This is a genomic window from Aestuarium zhoushanense (genome assembly GCF_056431045.1).
In genome coordinates this window covers 1-20,199 of record NZ_JBWKMA010000025.1, presented here as the reverse complement: position 1 = coordinate 20,199, position 20,199 = coordinate 1, and the positions used below count along the sequence as shown (strand labels likewise).

Sequence of the window (20,199 nt, the reverse complement as noted above, 5' to 3'; positions counted from 1 at the left end):
CCGTTTTGAAATATCACCACCTCCATGAACGATATGATCCGACCTCTCTTCAATTCCGATTGTTCCGACCGCGTCCGTGAGTTGGAAAACGCGCTCCTTCTCGCTTCAGCAGATGAAGGCCTGTCACCTTTTATTCGGCGCGCACTCCGATATCGATTTGAACATTGTGGTCAGTCAGACTGCCATACCTGCAATCTGATCTTCGGGACCCTGAACATCGATCGATCCAAATTTGGAACACCGGCTGATGCTCCCCCTGAAGTTTCCAGATCGACTTTAAAAAGGCGCGCCCTTTTGATTTCTCAAGGCATTCGGATGCATCTGCCAAACCCAGCCAATACATAATTGACTGATTAGATAACGTGACACACGAACGAGATCATTGGGTTGTTAAAGACCTACATCCTATCGGATACTCTACCCAAATTTTTCACTGATCTTCGGCTGTCATGTTCAAAATCTTTCTAACCATCTGCGTATTCGTATCAACTCCAGCCATCGCCCGAGAAGTCACCGGGACTGCAAGAGTGCGTGACGCTGATACGATCGTCGTCGCAGGAGTGCCCGTCCGGCTCAATGGCATTGATGCTCCAGAATTGAGCACGCGATATGGACGAGACGGTAAATACTTCATGGAACGCCTTCTCAGAGGTCACGATGTAACCTGCGAACTCAACGGTGAGCGAACATATGATCGCTGGGTTGGCACATGTTTTATCAACCTTGATGGACAAATAGCTGACATAGGCGCCGTCGTCATTTCCAACGGCTATGCGCTGGATTGTCGTAGGTATTCCGGCGGACGTTATCGGTCACTGGAACCCGCTGGGGCGAGATCACGACTACCTCAAGCTGGATATTGCTGAGAAACTATGAAGAAAAGTGAGAGAGGATTTAAATGCTGAAGCCCGTATCATGGCTCAAGAGCTTTACAATCATCGGCATCCTGACCCTGTCGTTGCTCCTCAATGGAGCCTTGCTCCTTTTTGAAGGCGTTTACACCGCCGCTGCTGGTGCCTTATCAGCACTAAGCGGAGTGAGATCGGTGATAGTACGACAGGCTGACGAAATCGCCGACTTAAATTCTCAATTGATCGTCGAACGCCAGACACGTCGAGAACTTCGCTCTGAAATTTCTGAGATGACTGCTGAATTGGCGACAGAGCGCGTAGCAACTGCAAGGCTTAGAAGAGAACTGGCTTCTAACACCGCCGATTTGGCCACGTCGCGGGTTATCCAACGCGAGCTTCGTGATCAGGTCGTAAGCATGTCTGAACAAATTGCTGCCACCGCCATTGCTCGCCGACAAACGCGCGAGATGATCTCAGCCACGGTCGGACGTGTAGGGACCAGAATGCAGCGGGGCGCTGGCCGTTCCATTGCTTCAATGCCGGGCCAAGCTCTTCCATACGTTGGTGCAACGATCGTAGTCGCAGCGACTGCCGTTGAAGTCGCGGATATGTGCGCGACGATGGTCGACATGGTCGAACTTCAAAAGCTCTTCGATCCTGACTTCGTAGAGAATGAGGATCAACTCACGGTTTGCGGCCTTGATGTGCCCGATCGCCAAGAAATCATCACGGCAATCAAAGAGGCTCCAGAAGAAGTTTGGAATGCAGCTGTTGAGGCGTTCCCGAACAGAGAGGACATCCAAAACATGGAGTTTCCCGATGTTGATTGGTCGGGGATGGCTGACCGCGCAATCAGCTCATCACAAGACATGGCAGAAAGCGCCATGACGTCAGCTTCAGGAAAATGGGACGACATCAAGACCTGGTGGAATGCAGAATGATTTTTCGAGTTTGCCGAGCCTCTTAGCTATCCGCTGGCGCATAGAGCAGTCTCATTTTAAACCTTGCTTTTGGGTGTAGACCTGAACAAGCTACATACCTAATGATGGAATTTTAACGACCCTAAAGACCCAATTAGGTGAATTGCTGGAAGTATTGGATGCGAATTCTGAAGTTTGGATGGATCGTCTCGACATGTGTCTTAATCGGCTGCGGAACCACATACGTCGTCCCAACGGTTCAAGATACAGACGCCGCAACCGCGACGCGCATGTTTGCGGAGGCGAGATCTGATACAGCCCACTCAACTATCTCTACGTCTTCTGCTGAGCGACGTTTCCAACGTGTTGCAAATCGCGTGCAAGCAGCTGGTAAACAGATTTGCGAAACAGAGATGGCTGATCGTGAAGATTTTGACTGCAACGTGACTATCGCCATCGACAGAGACATGAAGCAACGGAACGCGTATTTTACATATGTTAACCGTCGCCCAACGATCCGCATTTCGATGCCCCTGCTTCAAGACACTGGCAGTGACGATGAAGTGGCCTTCGTCCTAAGCCATGAATATGGACACCTCATCGGTCGGCACATTGAGAAGCAACAGCAGCAAGCTTTGGCTGGTGCTTTGATTATGGGTGCGATCACAGCCTATGCGAACGCGGAAGCAGCCTCCTATGGTGGCTATTACGACCCCAACGCGGTCGATCGGAACATGGAGCTTGGGGCCGCGATAGGCTCAAGAGCCTATTCTCAAACTTATGAACTCGAGAGCGATACCCTCGGAACCTATATCGCGATCTCAGCAGGTTATGATCCCGTTGAAGGCGCTAAATACTTCGCACGACCAGAGGCCGCCCGCACGACGACTGGAAACCTCTCCTTTTGGGGCACACATCCGCCTGATGAAAAGCGGTTTGCAACGGTTCTCGCGGCAGTCCGAATGATTGAAGAGCGAGGCGCTTTGGTTCAGCATCCGCAGACCCAATAAAGCACTCAGAGGCTGATACGGCAGGGACAAAATATTTTATGAATACATATCGAAATACTACTGGAAGATTTCCTTCTTGAAACCCAGCCATTGGAAACTTCGATCTATGATCAAGACGCTATGCTGCATCGTGGCGGTGGGGTTGGCATCGTCTCACGTTTCTGCCGACACCATTTCACCCGAAGACCGCGCTGCCATTGAGGTAATCAAAGATGAATTTCAGAAAGAATGCTCGGTCCTTCAGGCATCTGTAGGAACCAATCGAGCGGAAACAGAAGATCGTAGCCAACTGTCCCTCAGCGATCAGAGCATCTACCAGTTACCCATCACCCCAGACGGAAAAATGGCCACCGTTCTTATACCTGAGTTCAACTGTTCCGACGTAGGATATGCGTGGTGCGGGACCGGTGGATGTGGATTTTTCATCTTTGTGGACGGTATTCCTTTTCGAAACTGGGTGAGTCACCAACCTCAATCGATCACAATCCCAACTTACACGGACCAACGTACCATCTTGATCTACCCTAAGCACGGCGGTGACTGTTACGCCGCAAATGGCGCCTTCTTAGCAGGTTCAGATCCATGTTATTCGTTGGTCTTTTGGCAAGAGACCTTAAAAACGTTCATTTCACCAGATGGATCTATTGTTGAATGGTATCCAGACATGCCGTGACACCTATTTTCACAGTAATAAATCCCACTATTGATCAAAAATATCCAAAACCAATACTTCGACGATCATCGAGCGCAACCTGCGCTAACTGACGTATCCGCTCTACAAACGACCTCTTGATAATTTCGACTGGAGAAAAACGTGCAATTTGAATTCGGTGGCGACCTTGGTCTTTTCTTGAAGGACAGCATCATTCAGCTAGCGGAAGCGTTAACGCTTTCTGACAGTCGCCCCGGTTACTTTGCTGGACTTTTCCTTATGATCACGATGCTGGCGGGAATTCTCTACCTAACGAGAACCATACGTCAATTTCGGGCTATCAAAGAACTCGACACACGAGTCAGAAGCCACGAAAGCATCGAGGTCTTCGCCGAGGGATACGATGAGTTCAAAGCATCACTACTCGAGACCTATAGGACCAATCGAAATCGTCGATCCATCTGGGAAGCGTTCGATGAGTTCTCTGAGACTATCGTGCCAGATGACCTCGACGGTCCACTAAGGCTCCGTAACTCTATCCGTCCGGCGAACTTCTTAAACGTTGAAGATCTTGAGTTTGGTCCTGGCATTTATCGAATTTTACCCAACACATTTGTCTCTGCCGGTCTTCTCCTCACATTTCTTGGATTGGTTGCTGCCCTTCATCAATTTTCTCAGTCTATGGCTTCCGGTGATGGCGGCATGGACCAGGCGATGCAGGATTTCATGCAGATTGCTTCAGCTAAATTCGTCATGTCGTTGGTTGGTCTATTCTGTTCGATCTTATTCACGATCCTTTTGAGAGCACAGCAAAACCGAATTGAAGCTGCACTCAACCATCTCTGCACAGGAATTGAGCGTCGTCTCGTCTTTGTCAGCCTTGAAGACATCGGCTTCCGGCAACTCAAAGCCGCGCGAGAGCAGGAAACACAGTTGAAAGCTTTGAGCACCAATATGATTGCGGAGCTTCGGCAACCGCTCGATGCCTTACCGGAAGCTATCACGTCCGCCATTGCAGATACCATGGACCCGATTTTCGATCGCGTTAGCTCAATGGGTACAAGCAGTATGGAGGGAATGGTTGGAGACTTATCCCAACAGCTGTCTCATTCTGTTGGAAATGCTCTTACTAGAGCAAGTGAATCTCTCGGAGAAGCAACCGACCGCATCGGCTTGATGGTGGATCGGATGAACACCTCAAATACTCAAGCTGGCGACGGTTTAAGAGACGCGCTCAGTGAAATGGCACGTGCGATGTCTGAAATGCGCAACGAAGTCGCTGCCAGTGGGCGGACCGCTTCAGAAGCTATGAACGAAGGGGCAGATCGATTGCTCAGCGTCATGAATGAAACGCTTTCTGGAATTAAGGATAATACTGGACAAGGCGCAGAAGCTATGCGCGCTGCGGCCGAAGAAATGAAGTCTGCGGCAGACGGCTTCCGATCCACGCTTGAAACTGCAAGCCAAGAAAGTGCAGAGGCTGCCCGCAAACGTATGGCAGAAAGCACGGACGAGGCGGGCCAGGCCATAACTGGTGCTGGGCGTACGCTCCTTGAAAGTTTCAATAAAACCAGCACCGATATAGCCAAGTTAGGCACTGATATGGGAGACGTAATAGGCGATAAAATCCTATCGCGCCTTGAAGACATTGGGACCCGCCTGTCAGAGATGGCGGATGCAGTGCAACGTGGTGCATCTGGCGCTCAAAGTGCAGCTCAAGGTCTTAACGCTGGGGCGAGCGCAATTCACGGCGCATCCGATGGTTTCCGTTCTGCCAGCGAGGCACTTTCGGTGGCAGCTGAACCGATCCGAGCGTCGCATGAGCGGATTGAAATCACACTACGCCGCGTAGGCGATTTGGTCGAAACGGTGTCGGACGCACTTATGAAAAACTCTGCCTCTGTAGCTGGAGACGCCGCCAATGTTCTAGAGAGCGCTAGAACAGCCTTGGGTACTGAGCGAGAAGGAATTCAACGAAATCTTGAAGCGACACGCAGCGTGATCTCACAATTGTCTCAAGAAGCCGACAATCTCGACAAAATCGACGAAATGCTAGGTCGCGCACTCAAGGAATACGGCGCTCAGCTCGAAGCCGCGCTTGGGACGGCGCAAGATCATGTAGGTCAAATGCGCGACGCATTGGCACCAGGCTTAGACACTCTGAAGAGCGTCGTGGAACAAGCTGAAACCTTCATTCCACGGCAGCCACGGGGCCGCGCATGAGAGCTCAAGCAAAACAGGCTCGTCGCGAGGACGAAGAAGAAAGTGCCTTCGTGTCCATGACCGACATGACAGTCGGATTCCTTTTCATCATGATGATCTTATTGGCATTTTTTGCGAGCCAGTCTCGTGAGACCGAAACTGTGCCGCGGACTATTTACGAAGACATCCTAGATGATCGCGATCAGTGGCGGAATTTAGCGGACGCGCGCGGATATCTCATCGCCCGTTACGAAGCGACAATGAAGAAAATGCAAGAAACCATCGATGAACAGACGGTAAAAATTGAGGAACTTCTTGCTAAGATCCGCGAACTCGAACAAATCGACCCTCTTGAATCTTACCTCGCCGACGTAACAACTGCGCGACGCGAGATTTTATCTCGGCTACGCATAGCGATCCTCGCTGATTTTCCTGATCTCAAGGTCGAGTTAAGCGAAGAGAGTGATGCACTTCGATTTCAGGGTGAAGGCCTATTTGCATCAGGACAGTCGAGACTAAGACGCGATAAAGCTGCAATTGTATCAAGATTGGCTGAAAGGCTAGACGAGATTTTGCCGTGTTTCTCCTTGGGAGAAGCGTCACAGTTTGATGAAAGCTGCAATCCATCTTTTGCCTTGGTCGAAGCAGTGCAGATTGAAGGGCACACAGACAACTTGGGTGCAGATCAATTCAACCGAAGGCTTTCAGCCGATCGGGCCAATAACACCTTCTTCGCCATGACAAGTGCAGCGGATGGCGTGATGCAGCACCTAAACCTCAAACTTCAGCCTGTTCTTTCCGTAGCCGCCTACGGGCCTGATCGTCCAGTTGCTCCTAATGAAACAGTAGAAGGCCGAGCAACCAATCGAAGAATTGACCTTCGGTTCATCATGGTCACACCACAAGATACCGACGGAATCAAAATCATACGAGACGCACTTGAAGCCTCCGGAACACGGCCATGACCGAGCCACTGACCAAGATTGAGAATACGCGTGCACTTCTGAGTAGGTTGTTGCCACTAAGAACACGCGCCCTCCCCTCTCTCGATCAAATTGGAAGGTCAGTGACATCAATCCTCAAAAGATGGCCTAATGCAGTTAAAACGCCCGAGGATCGCGACCGCGAAAAATTGGCTATGGAAATGCTTGGCCGCGTCGATAGGTGGTCGTGGGAAGACGTAACCACCCAACGTGTAATTTCTGCGGCGGTCGCGGTCTTTGATGCGGAGCGCCGAGACCGTTCGGACCTCGCCCCCGTACGCGCATTTTATCTCGAAGAAATTGAGACCAGAGAACCAGGTGCATTTCTTGATGGGATGGTGGGTGTCTACATTGATAGCTTTAAATCTAAAGCAGATCATACTCGCAGTCTGGGCCGCGCACTCGAAAAACGCAGCGATGAGATTGGCGGCCGATTTTCACGCCTCAAGCATGGGCTCCCATCTTTATTCCAGCCAGAGATGGCTCCAAGTCAGTTAGCAAATCTGATGCTGGACGCCGAAAACGCTTATTTGGCACTCAAGGCCATTGGTCTCAACAGCCCGCATACGTCAGGGCTTGCAAAGGCCGCGTCCAGAATTTTCGTGGATCGCATTGCTCCTGATCTAGCCAATCCAACAGCTAGAACAAAACTCTTTAACTGGCTGGCGCCCGAAAACGGTCCAACCCTTCAAACAGGCGCAGGTCGCGCCATTGAAGCGATATTGGCAGTTTGGCTGAACCGCACTCCACCTGATGATCTTCGCAATGAACTGTCTGAACGCATCATCGCGGGATGGAATGACCCGCGCTTGCACACTGGCGGTATATGGTCAGGTTTCGATCCCAAATTGAAATCCGTCTTATTGGGCTGGCTTACACGTGCAGATATGGAGTTTTTCTGCAACGTTGTAACGTTGTCTCAAAAGAACCATATGTGGCCGCCTCGACGTGATTTCTGGCTTAAGATGCATGATGCAGGTCGCATAGACGAAGCATGGGTCGCATTTAGTGCCGATGCCTACGATAAGGCAATCAGAATGATCCGAACCAAGGGCGATCTAGGAACACGATTTGGCCGACAGACCAACATCCCTGACCTGTCACTTCTTATTATGCGTATAGGCAATAAGATCGTTGTCGACGGCTGTCATAGCTATAAGACACATGTCTTTAATAAAGACGCTGACAATGCGCCGGCGATGTATCAACTGAGATATGATGCTGCAAAGATTAGGCGAACATCACGCCTATCTCAGACCCACTATTGGAGCGAGTCCCGCAAGCTTGCCGCATGGGAAGATTGGGTAAACCGACATGTCTGACAAAACCACCATCCAAACCATATCTGAAGACGCGGTAGAAATCCGCTTCCCTGAAGCTAAGAAAGGCCTCTTCTCACGATTGGCAACCAAATCTTCAGAGCGTAGCTTTACGGATCTAGCGCCAGATGACCGAGATATGCTTTTTGCGATTGGCGACATTCGGGCTTGGGAAGACGGCCATCCAGGCTCAATTGAAATCGCATCTGATCACCTCCTACTGTCTCATGACACTGTTGCGAGCCTCTCGGCGCCAGCCGCTGAAGCTCTGGGTTTGCCGAGAACTGTGGATTTGATGCTTTCGACAGATGTCAGCGGTGTCCTTGGACAACCAGACTTCAAACTTTCCTATGAATGGTCGCGTCATGGAAAACGGGAGACCCCTAAACGCACAGGCGCGATACTTAGAACTTCCCAAGGACTTCGTCGTTTACCACTATGGATGAAGCGCGCCCTAGACATGGCCGACGGCTTCGACGCAAATCAGCCTTTGGAAGATCATTGGCGTGCATTGGCGGAATTTAGGCGCGCGATTGAGCCCGACACAGATATTGAAGCAGCCATGTCCGCCAACAGAGATATGGCAGGCCTGTCGATGACAGCCTTCCTGCGTGGCCTAGAAGTGCGGATAGCTGACCGTTTTTCTATCTCTCCTGATGCCACTCTCGGACAATTCGAAGTCATTCCGTATTCAAATGAAAGCCTCGAGAATGCAGGCCTGAACGATAATATTTCTGAAGAAAACGCAGAGTTAAGCGGTGAAGCTTTGGCGGTTTTTCAATTTGGCCTGCATCAGCATGGTGCAAAGCCTGCTTATCGTCTCGGCAACAACGGCTTCCTTGTGATCGACAAAGGTGCTGCGCCGGTTCTTGCGGAATTAACACGAGTTCAAAAAGCCGACCGCGTGGAACGCCGCGCTTTCATTGAAAACCCCCGTGCGTTCATTACGGCTGCGGTAAGCAAACACCTCTCCGAGAGTGGCCGTTTAGATGGCTTAGATGACGCACAGCAGGCCGAGATGGTAGACGCTATCGCGGGACCAACTCTCATTGAGAGCCGTGAGTATTCTGAACGCGTCACGGGCGTTGTCGTCTACCAGCGCCCTACAGACCTGAGGGCAGGTAGTGGCACAACGTGGCTACCGGAAGCGTTTGCACAGCACCTTGTTGAGGCTATCCAGTCGATGTCTTCATCGGACCTATGCGCTCTCCGTGATCATATGGTCGCGGCGATCGAGGCAGGGACAGATAGCACCGCAGAAATCGCAGGAGAACAGGTTCAAGTCACCGCTTCTCGACTTGCTGCCATTGAAGGGGAAATCCAAAGGCGAGAAGCGATACCGACACTCCCAGAAGACGACAAAGATCTGGAAAACACAGTTGCCGGTCCAGTCATTCTCGATACCAAAGAGAACTACGATGAGCTGACCTGGGAAGCGAAACTTACGCCACGAAACCCTACGATACCACTCACCTTGCCCAAAACCATCAGCACTCCACTTAGAGATCACCAAGAGCGGAGCTTTGAATGGGCATTGCAGGCATGGCAAACTGGCCTACCTGGTATTCTGAACGCCGATGAACAGGGATTGGGAAAAACACTACAAACCATCTCATTTTTGACGTGGCTGAAAGAACACATGAAACAGCCTGAGGCCGCACACCGCGGCCCAATCTTAGTAGTGGCACCGACCTCACTCCTACGAAACTGGGAACAAGAAGTTGAAACCCACGTTGAAGCGCGTGGCTTTGGACATCTAGTTCGACTTTATGGATCGTCTCTTGGCACACATAAACGCCGTGACGTGGGAGGGACAGAGACACAATCTGGCCTACCAAAATTGGATCTCGAATGGTTGGATGAGGCAATTGAAGACGGACGCGCACATCGATACTGGCTCCTGACGACTTATACGACGCTCACAAATTACCAACATTCACTGGGGAAAATCCCATTCTCGGCGATGGTGATGGACGAGATCCAGAACATTAAAAATCGCTCGACCCTCGCCTCCAAGGCAGTCGAAGCGATGAAGGCTGATTTTCGGATTGGTTTGACCGGAACCCCTATTGAGAACGCCGTGATAGACCTTTGGACTATCATGGATCGTATCGCGCCTGGTTGCCTCGGATCTGGCTCAGAGTTTGAAATGGAGTTTCAGGAACCTGACGCAGACAATATGACCGATCTACACGCGAGGGTTTTCAAGCCACGTGGAGCCATCCCACCGCTGGGCCTAAGGCGCTTGAAAGACGAGGTCGCACGTGACCTTCCGAAAAAACGTCGTTACCTGCACCCGCGTCTTATGCCAAAAATCCAGGCCGACGCCTATAACTTGGCTCAGATTAAACTCGCCAACGGCGGACCTGGTGCAGCGCTCAAAATGCTTCATCATATCAGATCAGTGTCGGTGCACCCTGGCGCAACAAATTCCGTCGCGCCAGAACAGTTTATTTCACAAAGTGCCCGCCTAGAAGCCGTCATCGACATACTACATCGTATTAAAGATGCGGGAGAGCGCGTTCTAGTATTTATCGAACATCGAGAAATGCAGTTCCGCTTCGCCGAAATAGCGCGCCACCTATTCGGGCTTGAGAAGATCGACGTGATCAACGGCAACACGCCCATTCCTCGCAGGCAAGAAATTGTAAATCGCTTTCAACAACACCTAAACGTGGATGGAGGCTTTGACATGCTTATCCTTGGTCCAAGGGCAGCGGGGACAGGTCTAACGCTGACGGCGGCAACACATGTCATTCACTTATCTCGATGGTGGAACCCTGCCGTTGAAGAACAGTGTAATGATCGTGTCCATCGAATTGGCCAAACCAAACCAGTCTCCGTTCATATACCAATGGCACTGCATCCAGAACTAGGTGCACAGAGTTTCGACTGCCTACTTCAAAGCCTCATGCAACGAAAACGCAAACTGGCCGAACAGGCGCTATGGCCACTTGGTGACAGCACAGCAGATGTTAGCGGCCTGACACAAGCTTTGACGGCGTCGACACGCATCGGTCAAACTGTAGTCGCGGAGACCATGGCCGAGCAATTCGAACGCGATGGATTAACTCCAGTGCAGCCAGACGTATCTGGCGCTTGGGAGCTTCGGTGACCGAAAAGCCTACTTGGGCATGTCTAGGTCGGTGAATATTCTCAAAGCCATAGCGGCAAATCAATTTCAGGTAGTTTTTATTGACTTATTTGCATCTTGTAGATTAACCCCCATTAAGAGACTGTTTTAAAAGGTAATTCATTGCAATGAAAAACTCAAAATTTCTGATTTTCGCCGCACTTAGTGTAGTTCCCTCATTGGGATGGGCAACAGATGCCACCTGCGAAATCACGATAGAAGGCGAACGGATCGTCGGGCCATGCAATTTTCAACCGCACGGCGGAGGCAGCTTCGAAGTCCGCATGAATAATGGACAAGATTTCGACGGTTCGTCGCGCATATCACTAGATGTACTGCGAGATAGCATCGGCGAGATTCATAGTGATATTCAAAGTTATGGCGCAGCAGATCGGTCAGAACGTGAACCTGCCTGTTGGTCAAGTGATACAGCAACGATCTGTGTTTGGTCAGATGATGACATCGAGGCCAAAGTTTCCAATCAAGCTCTAAACTTCAGTCACCCAACGGACTTACCGATGGTGGTTCTTGGTCGTTGCCACATGGGCGGCTGTTGGTGGACGCGGGTTGAAGACATCGAAATCATTGGCGAAGGTAGCTATGCCGTACCAGGCAAAAGAATTCGCATTAAAGCCAGCGCCCTCAACCTTGAAGCCAGATTTGAGGATGGTTACGACCGGTTAATCGCAGAGGCCACACCCGTTCATCCAGACTGGAAAGGCCCTTTCTATCTGGAGTTTTTTTGCTCAATGGTTCGTCCAGCGTTCTTAAATGCTGATGACGAATGGGAGGTACTTTCGCCTGCGATTGTAGAGGGGGCTTCTGAAGGAGTTACCAACGAATACCTTACTGTTTGCCATGCCAGGGACTATTCTGGCGATCCATACAATGGTGGGCAAGAATTGGGATATCATGTGGAAACCCCGGGTGATTTTGAAACTATGTCGTTTGCCGTACTGATTTCGCCCTGAACAGGTTCGCCCTCGCCGTTCCTGTTCAGGTCACTTGCATGGGCGATTTCCAGAAGTTTGCAGCTTCAACGCAAGGACAGTGTGAAGCATTTGCTTCGATCAGAGAACCTGGACCAAGGCGTGGCGAGCCCAAAGTGAAGCGGTATCAAGAATCCGACCAAGCGGCCAATGGCAAAGCGTTGAGCTCCTGCCGCATGCTACGCCAGCGGGGGAGAAAACGGTCAAGGACACCCGTAAACCTGTCATCGTGTCGTGGCGACACGAAGTGCGCGAGTTCATGCAAGATCACGTAATCGATCATACCCTCTGGTTTTTTGGCTAATTCAAGATTGAGCCAGATGATCGACTTATCTGGGTTACAACTCCCCCACTTCGTCTTCATCGGTCGGATCCCCCACTTCGCAGGCTGAACTCCCAGACGCTTTGACCAGAACTTGATACGCGGCTGAGCGAACCGCCGAAGCTCGTTTTTTTGCCATATAGCCATCCATTGACGCATCTGGAGTTGATCGCTTCCTGCAGGGACCTTCATGACCAACTTATCCCCGCCCTTCCTGGCGATACGATACACCTTCTTTTCCCATTCGAGCACTTCCAGCCTGAGGGCTCGCCCAAAAAGAAAATGCGTTTCACCTGAAACGAATCGGCGTTGTGCCTGCCGGTCTTGGTTGGCGAACTGTGTCTGCTTGCGTCTAATCCATTGCATGCGATTCAAGACCGCGAGGCGAATAGCGTCATCACTCACGTGGTCCGGTGTAGCCACTCGGACACGTCCCTCAGGAGGGTAACAGCCAATGTGCAGGTTCTTGATCTTCTTTCGAACGATCTCGACCTCAATACCACCGATCTGTGCGTGTTCAGTATTCACTCTGGTTTTTCAGGATCTCAAAGATCCGCTCCACGTCCGATGGGTCATTTAGCAACTGTTCTAAGCAGCGCCTGACCTTGCGTTCCTTCATCGCGTTTCCTCGCCACCCAAACGGCGCAGTGTCCCGTATAGCTTGATCGAGTGCGAGTGCCATCGCTTCATCGTTGTCAAGGTTGTCAAAAAGGGCCTTTTGCCCCGAGGTCTTGATCATCCCCGGATAGGTGTAACCGTGCCCCGCCTTCACATCCCGAACAAGGGTCGCGATCCGTTCGAGATACTCAGCATATTCGATTGCCCCAACTCGTCTCTCGCGGATCAGGTCCTTGAGGAGCTCAGACATCTTCTCATAGAAACGCGGATTAACTGGTGTCTCTTCGATGATGATCTTGCGGACGTTGTTCTCAATCGCTTCAGCCACGTTCTCACGATTGCGCTTGATCCCTGGTGGTAGGTCGTTGACCGCGTCAGCGCCCTTACTTTCAACGAGGTCAATGAGGCTTATATCATCCAGATGAGAAATAACTTCCGAGTCGTCAGCCCGGATGTAGTTGTCGATCAGGTGCCGCATGGCAGGCTCGTAGAGCTTCATGTCGACGGCATCTCCGCTATGCAGCCTCACAGCGTCCCTGATACCGATTGCACGTTCGACCTCCCGCCGGATCTCAGCCAGCTCCAGATCATTAAAGCCAGATCCCTCAGGTTCGGCTGCGATGTTGGCATAGGCTCGCGCGTAACGGCCAGAGATGTTGTAGAGGGCCTGACGGCGGCGCGCTTTTTCCTCGGCGTCTGGATCCTGATCGATACCATATGGGCTCGAGAAATAGGAATAGCACTCTTCAAGTTCCTTAGGTTGCTCAACCCCATCCATAAGCCCCAGCCAAGCCTCCCGAGCGACACGCAGATCCTGATCAGCCTGCTCGGCGCGATCCGTGATCAGCCCTTCAACGTCTTCCTTGTCGAACGCATCGAAAGCTTCCGACGTGTAGTCATCGACGGCGCTTTCGATGTTTCGGAACAGGTCCTTGTAGTCGACGATGTAACCGAAATCCTTGTCCTCACCGTCCAGCCGGTTCACGCGGCAGATCGCTTGGAACAGTCCGTGGTCGCGCATCTGCTTGTCGATGTAGATGTAGGTCGCCGTCGGTGCGTCGAAGCCCGTCAGGAGGCGGCTGACCACGATCAGCAGCTTCATGCGACCTGGCTCCTTCTTGAACAGCCGCAGCGACTCCTCTTCGTAGTCTTCCTCCGAGGTATCGCCCAGCAGGTCCGTGTAGACACGGTGGACATATTGCTTCTCGGTCTCGCCCATCCCCGTCTCTTCGCCCGTGATCTCGGGCGCGGCACGCTTGTAGGAGGTGACGATCGCGCATTTGTCAGCCAGCACCGAGCCGGACTTGCGGAAGATCTCGAAGAACTTGCAGGCCTCGGGGATTGAGCCGGCCACCAGCATGGCGTTGCCCATGCCGGCCTTCAGGCGCGGCTTCATCTCCATGTCCAAGATTATGTCGTTGGCGATCTGCTCGAGGCGGGATTTACTCGACAGCACCCGCTGGAGCGTACCCCAGCGTTGCTTCAGCGTGGCCTTGGCGATCGGCGTTAGCCCCTTCGTTTTAGCTTCGAACCAGGCGTCAATCTTGCCGGGAGCGGTGATGCGCTGGTCGATATCGCGGGCCTCATAGCGCAGATCCAGCACCACGCCATCCTCAACGGCCTCATCAAAGCGGTAGGGTTTACCAATATAAGGACCGAAGGTCTCGAGCGACGTCTCCTTGTCGGAACGCAGCAGGGGCGTCCCGGTGAAGCCGATGAACATCGCGCGGGGAAGCACCTGCCGCATGGCGCGCGCCAGCTTACCGGACTGTGTGCGGTGCGCCTCGTCGATGAAGACAAAGAAATCGCCGACCGGGGCGCCGATCTTCGACGCCTGGATTTCGGCGATCATCTCGGCCATCTCGGTCTGTTCCCGCTTACCAAATTTGTGGACCAGCGAACAGACGACGCGATCGGTCGGGTCGGCCAGCGCCGCCATCAGGTCATTGCCCGAACGCGCCCGCCGCACCTTGTCACCGGTGTTGCCAAACACCTCCTGGATCTGGCCATCCAGTTCCTTGCGGTCCGTCACGATCAGGATGCGCGCATCGGGCAAGGCCTCCCTGATCCAGCGCGCCAGCATCACCATGATCAGGCTCTTGCCCGACCCTTGGGTCTGCCAGATGATCCCGCCCTGACGCAGCTCCACGCGGTCCTGTGCCGCCTTCACGGCGAAATACTGGTTCGGGCGGGCGATCTTTTTGATGCCTGCGTCGAACAGGGTGAAATCGTGGATCAGCTCAAGAAACCGCGCCGGTTCCATCATCTGACTCACATCGCGGTCGAGCGGGCCGGTGATCGCGCTCTCTTCCTTCCAGGCCAGCCAATAAGGCTGAGGCGTCTTGATCGGGGCGTAGCGCAGCCCCTCGCTGTCATTGCCCGCAAAGGTGATCTGCACCGTGGTGAAGAAGTGCTGGATGAACTCCGGCCGCTGGTTGTCGAGCGTCTGGCGGATGCCTTCGCCCACGCCCACGGTGGATTTCTTCAGCTCCACCACGCCAAGCGCGATGCCGTTGACATAGAGCACAAGGTCGGGCCGTTTGTTCCAGGCCTTAGCGTCCCTCCCCTTAATCGACACCTCTTCGGCCACGCCGAGGTCATTTGCACTTGCATCACCCCAGTCGATGAAGCGCACAGTAACGGGGGCTTCGCTCGGTCCGGGGGTGATTGGCACGCCGTAGCGGAGCAGGTCGTAGAAACTCTTGTTGGCCTCATAGAGCTTGGTGCTCTCCATCTGCGCCTCACGCGTCAGGCGGGCGATGGCCTGGGTGATGACCTCGGGAGTGTAGCCCCGCGCTTCCAGCCAAGGGCGCAGAATGGACGGCTCGATATTGGTGTTGCCGTCGCGCTTCTGCCAGTCGCCGAGATAGCGCCAACCGAGGCCCCCGGAGGTGCCGGACTTGTCCCCGCAGATCAGTTCGATAACCCTGTTCTGTGCCTTGCGTTCCGCCTCGCCGATCTTGCTCATGTAAATCACTCCGTTATCGAAAATACTCTTTAAAGTAAAATGTCAGACCAGCCTGATCCGTCCGGTCAAAAGGTTCTGCATCATGCCCTCCTTCACCTGCCGCGCCTTTTCGAGGCGGGTGTCGAGGGTTTGGATTTCGGTGTCCATGTCGGTCAGGACCGAGGCAATTGCCTTTTGCTCAAGCAGGGACGGGCACTGAAATTCCAAACTTCTGACGTCGATCAGGGAGATATTCGGCTGAGCACCCTGAACCGAAATTTCTGCCCAATGATTTTGAACAGCCTCAGAGGAAAGTGCGAACTTCAAAAAAGATTGATCGACTCTTTCGCCATCATTCACCCGAATAATGGCGAGAGCCTGATTGGTGTTTGCAGGTAAATCACTCTGGCTGACTATGCCTACACGACCGATAGCACCTGCAATTGAAACCAGAATGTCACCTTCCCTGAGCTGAGACCGTCTCAGAACTCGATGAGTTAGTTCGCTGACTGATGCTGTTCGAGATTGGTCAATTCTCCCATTTTCAAGGAGAGATTCAACCTTAACAAATCTCACACCGCTTTCGGTAAAGGCGTGCCCGATGCTCGTTGGCGTCGTTCCTTTGGTGATCAAGGAAGCTGAATCGCCGACACGCTCGGTCCCCCACTCCCCCGAGAACCCTGGAAGGCGGCGCTTGGCGGTCAGGAGGTCCTGCATCGCGCCCTGCTTGATGAGCCGCTTCTTGGCGATCAGCCGCTCCAGCCCCTCGATCAGCGCATCCGCATCCGACAGCGCCTCGACAATCCGGTCCTGCTCTTTCGAGTCCATGGGCAGACGGACCATCATGTCAGCGATCATTTCGCGACGAACTGAATCCACCGATGACTTTGCTGTCATCGACATGATGCGGTCGTAGAAGAACGAACTGAAGTAGTAATAGAAATATCGGCCCGTTATCTCCGGGCTGAAGGCGTGCATCAGGTATACGCGCTGGTGGAAGTCACATTTGCCGTTGATGTAATGGAATATCTTTCCGGTTCCGACGCCATCCCCAGCCGTCAGAACGCCTTCACCGTCGAAACCTACCGAGTTGATACGCTCGATGGTCTGCGAACGGACGAAGAAAGGATATTCGCCGTTGGCTTCGCGATCCTTAGTATCGCGAGATCCGGTGGTTATCCGAGCCAGCTTTTCAATCGGCAGTTCAATCCATCCCTCGGGCAGTTTCGTGTCGGTCACGCTACGAACCCCATAGCTTTGAGGTGCTCGTCAACGCGCTGCGATAGCGCATTCATTTCAGCAGAGACCTCTGGCAACGGATGCCCATACCGCTCCGTCAACACCCGCACCCGAGCCGTCATCTGCTCGGTCCGCGCCTCGATTTCGGCCTCGATCAGATCGGCGATGTCGGTCAGCCATTTGTCATCCACGACCAGGGAGCGGATCTCTTCCTCGGTCAGCTCGGGGTATTTCCTCAGCGTGGCCTCGGTCAGCGCCTCCTCGGCTTCCTTGACCGCCTTCTTCGCCGCCGTCTCGGCCGTCATCAGCTTGGCCACCTGTTTCAGCAGCTTCGCCTCCTCGGGCTCGGCATCGCCGGATTTCTGGCGTGCCTTGACCGAGGCCGCGGTCAGCTTGCCAGCTTCGGTCAGCGCATCGGCCAGCAGGCCGCCCTCGGCCCCGTGTTCCTCGACCAGTTCCTCGATCTCGCGGCTCACCTCCTCTGCCCTGGCCTGCGCGTCATCGACGGCCTGCTGCAATTCCGGGAAGAAGCGCGCGACGATCAGCCGAGGCGGGATGACATCCGCCACAAGGCGCACCTTGTTCACGCTCAGGTCGGCCTCTTCCAGCCATTTGACCTTGCCCTTGTCGTCGGTCTCCTTGCGGGCCTCGCGCAGTTCCTTGGCCGCCTCCCAACCGTCATGGGCGATGATGAAGACATCGTCCTGCATGGTCTCGGCCCAGTAGGACATGAGCCGCTGATACGCCTCGTATCGGTCGATCAGGGGCGCCTCGGCAAAGCGGTCGAGGATGTCCTCGGCAATGGTGTGGATCAGCTCCTTTGGCTTGTCGCCCACCTGGATGCCATCCATCCGCGGCGCATTCGCCCCGGCCCAGCCATCGAGGATGCCATGGACGCGGGTTTGGAAGGCGGTGAACTCGGCGTGGTCGCGGATGGTGCTGCGCACCTCCTCCGGCTCGACCAGCGGATCGGAATAGCCCGGGCGCGGGTTCGGCCCGAAGAGCGTGGCGCGGATGCCGGGCATGACCTCCCAGAACGCGGCCAGCCCGTCGATGTCGCGGTTCGGCACGCCGCCCTTCAGGTGCGCCTCGATGTCCTGCAGGTCCTCGGGGTCGGAGCCGTCGATGTAGCGCGGGATGTTGAGGTTGAAATCGTTGCGCGTGATCTCGGCGTAAGGGACAAGGCGGGAGTAGCCCGCGATCTCGGCCTGGCGCTTGTAGGCGTCGGTGATCTTGTGGATGTCTCGCTCGCGCAGGCGGTTCTTGTTGCCGTCCTTGATGAAGCCGCGCGAGGCGTCGATCATGAAGACGGGGCGCTGGTCGCTGGCCTGGGATTTGTCGAGCACGATGATCGAGGCAGGGATGCCGGTGCCGTAGAAGAGGTTCGCAGGCAGGCCGATGATCGCCTTGATGTAGCCGCGCTTGAGGATCTTCTCGCGCAGTTCGGCTTCCTTGTTGCCGCGGAAGAGCACGCCATGGGGCAGGATGACCGCGCCGGAGCCGGTGGCCTTCATGGAACCAAGGATGTGGAGAAGGAAGGCGAAGTCGCCGTTCTTTTCGGGCGGCATGCCGAGGTCGAAGCGGCCGAATTTCGTGTCGTTGGTCAGGCCAGAAGTCCATGCCTTTGCCGAGAAAGGCGGGTTGGCGACGATGAAGTCGAAGGTCTGGAGGTCTCTGTCGGAGGCCTTGAACTGCGGTTCGCCAATCACGTCCCCTTGGGCGATCTCGGCATCCTCGCGGCCATGCATAATCATGTTCATCTTGGCGAGGCCGCGCGTGGTGATGTCCATTTCCTGACCGTAGATGGTCAGGTTGACCTTGGCGGCGTCAGCAGCCTTCAATAGCAGCGACCCGGAGCCACAGGTGGGGTCGTAAACAGTTTGCTTCGGACTGTTGGCGCGGCTCACGCCCGCCACTGCCGCCACGACGCGAGAGACCTCCGCGGGGGTGTAGAACTGCCCCTTGCTCTTCCCGGACTCGGTCGCGAAGTTACGCATCAGGTATTCGTAGGCGTCGCCAAGGATATCGTCACCGTCGGCGCGGTTGCGGCTGAAGTTCAGCTCTTCCCGGCTGAAGATGTTGATTAGAGATGTGAGTGTCGCAACCATCTTAGGTCCACGGCCAAACTTCTCCGTATCGTTGAAGTAAGCTCTATCAATTACGGTCTTGAGGTCGTTGGCGGCGGCAATCCCCGCAATTGCGGTATCGATGCCTTCGCCGATGTCTTTAGTGCCACGGAGTTTGCGGATGTCTTCGAAGGAACAGCCCTCTGGGACCTCGATCAAGGCATCTGCCTGACCTGCGCGGTCCGAGACATATTTCACGAACAGTAGTGTGAGGATGTAATCCTTGTAGAGCGAAGCATCCATACCGCCGCGCAGTTGATCGCAGCTGTCCCAAAGGGATCGATAGATGTCGGATTTCTTGATAGCCATTCTGCACCTTGTAATTCACAGGTGCAGTTGAAATGGAGGCACCTTCGATTCATCTAGAGTAGTTTGACTGGAATATTGCGGGCACTGCAAGTCGTTGAACCTGATTACTGGCAGACGTTTTCAACTGAAACTGAAAGCTCGAAAGGACAATGGTTTTGATACCGCATCAACCCGCCGTCGGACACGCCGATGTTCTGCATTTCTCAATCAACCCACAAAAGACGACGTAAATTGACCTCCTAAGGACAATGGCCGTTTGACTTCCCTGAGAGGGCGCAGATCCAAGATGGTCTAATCTTCCCCCACTGGGTTGGATTGCATCACATTAAATAGTCACTTAAGCATTATTTTCGCTTTGCAATTTTCGTTAGCATCAACATCTAAACAGTCAAATATCAAAATCTTAATAGCCAATTTCTGACCCACAACGTTCAGTGCGTATTTTGTTGCCAGGATGGGCGGATTTTGTTGAAAAAGTCGGCCTGAGAACGCGTTTTGAGCTGCGCTTAGACTTGTGTCTCGACGCTTGGTTCGGACAATCGTCCGTCGCGCCGCCTCGCGGCGACTATCTGGCCACTT

General features: G+C 53.6%; 14 protein-coding genes and 1 pseudogene. 10 read left to right on the top strand and 5 right to left on the bottom strand.

Going from position 1 to position 20,199, the window contains the following annotated elements:
• The first annotated feature begins 24 nt into the window (after window positions 1–24).
• The 10 genes and pseudogenes from AC07ED_RS16095 to AC07ED_RS16050 all read left to right on the top strand — a co-directional run bounded on the left by AC07ED_RS16095 (window position 25) and on the right by AC07ED_RS16050 (window position 12,041).
• Entirely contained in the window at window positions 25–345 is a 321-nt protein-coding gene (locus tag AC07ED_RS16095; protein WP_211096433.1) for a hypothetical protein, read from the top strand.
• Between the two features lie 104 nt (window positions 346–449).
• Window positions 450–737: pseudogene (locus AC07ED_RS16090) on the top strand (thermonuclease family protein); the annotation flags it as partial.
• Window positions 738–898: 161 nt separating this feature from the next.
• Window positions 899–1,792, top strand: a complete 894-nt coding sequence (locus tag AC07ED_RS16085) for a hypothetical protein (RefSeq protein WP_105234926.1) — start codon at window positions 899–901, stop codon at window positions 1,790–1,792.
• A 392-nt stretch (window positions 1,793–2,184) separates the two neighbouring features.
• Complete coding sequence (locus AC07ED_RS16080) at window positions 2,185–2,781, top strand: M48 family metalloprotease (RefSeq protein WP_245918140.1); 597 nt, start codon at window positions 2,185–2,187, stop codon at window positions 2,779–2,781.
• Between the two features lie 106 nt (window positions 2,782–2,887).
• The gene (locus AC07ED_RS16075; RefSeq protein ID WP_105234924.1) at window positions 2,888–3,454 is read left to right on the top strand and encodes a hypothetical protein; all 567 of its coding nucleotides are present in this window, start codon (window positions 2,888–2,890) and stop codon (window positions 3,452–3,454) included.
• Window positions 3,455–3,595: 141 nt separating this feature from the next.
• Window positions 3,596–5,656, top strand: a complete 2,061-nt coding sequence (locus AC07ED_RS16070) for a hypothetical protein (RefSeq protein WP_105234923.1) — start codon at window positions 3,596–3,598, stop codon at window positions 5,654–5,656.
• On the top strand, window positions 5,653–6,600 hold the full coding sequence (locus AC07ED_RS16065) for an OmpA family protein (protein ID WP_105234922.1): 948 nt from the start codon (window positions 5,653–5,655) through the stop codon (window positions 6,598–6,600). The genes AC07ED_RS16070 and AC07ED_RS16065 overlap by 4 nt, the downstream gene beginning before the upstream one ends.
• Window positions 6,597–7,940 (top strand): EH signature domain-containing protein, encoded by a 1,344-nt coding sequence (locus AC07ED_RS16060; RefSeq protein WP_105234921.1) that lies wholly within the window; start codon window positions 6,597–6,599, stop codon window positions 7,938–7,940. Before AC07ED_RS16065 ends, AC07ED_RS16060 begins: the two co-directional genes overlap by 4 nt.
• Window positions 7,933–11,052, top strand: a complete 3,120-nt coding sequence (locus tag AC07ED_RS16055) for a DEAD/DEAH box helicase (protein WP_105234920.1) — start codon at window positions 7,933–7,935, stop codon at window positions 11,050–11,052. The genes AC07ED_RS16060 and AC07ED_RS16055 overlap by 8 nt, the downstream gene beginning before the upstream one ends.
• A gap of 146 nt (window positions 11,053–11,198) precedes the next feature.
• On the top strand, window positions 11,199–12,041 hold the full coding sequence (locus AC07ED_RS16050; RefSeq protein WP_158664503.1) for a hypothetical protein: 843 nt from the start codon (window positions 11,199–11,201) through the stop codon (window positions 12,039–12,041).
• Window positions 12,042–12,186: 145 nt separating this feature from the next.
• Here AC07ED_RS16050 and AC07ED_RS16045 read toward each other — a convergent pair whose 3' ends face one another.
• The 5 genes from AC07ED_RS16045 to AC07ED_RS16025 form a co-directional block, all read right to left on the bottom strand.
• The gene (locus AC07ED_RS16045) at window positions 12,187–12,909 is read right to left on the bottom strand and encodes a M48 family metallopeptidase (protein ID WP_105234918.1); all 723 of its coding nucleotides are present in this window, start codon (window positions 12,907–12,909) and stop codon (window positions 12,187–12,189) included.
• Complete coding sequence (locus tag AC07ED_RS16040; RefSeq protein WP_105234917.1) at window positions 12,899–15,967, bottom strand: type I restriction endonuclease subunit R; 3,069 nt, start codon at window positions 15,965–15,967, stop codon at window positions 12,899–12,901. Before AC07ED_RS16040 ends, AC07ED_RS16045 begins: the two co-directional genes overlap by 11 nt.
• Before the next feature lie 42 nt (window positions 15,968–16,009).
• Entirely contained in the window at window positions 16,010–17,185 is a 1,176-nt protein-coding gene (locus tag AC07ED_RS16035; RefSeq protein WP_105234916.1) for a restriction endonuclease subunit S, read from the bottom strand.
• Entirely contained in the window at window positions 17,182–19,620 is a 2,439-nt protein-coding gene (locus tag AC07ED_RS16030; RefSeq protein ID WP_105234915.1) for a type I restriction-modification system subunit M, read from the bottom strand. Before AC07ED_RS16030 ends, AC07ED_RS16035 begins: the two co-directional genes overlap by 4 nt.
• 333 nt (window positions 19,621–19,953) lie before the next feature.
• Window positions 19,954–20,199 (bottom strand): hypothetical protein (locus AC07ED_RS16025; protein ID WP_478242463.1); only part of this gene is annotated, 246 nt, incomplete at its 5' end.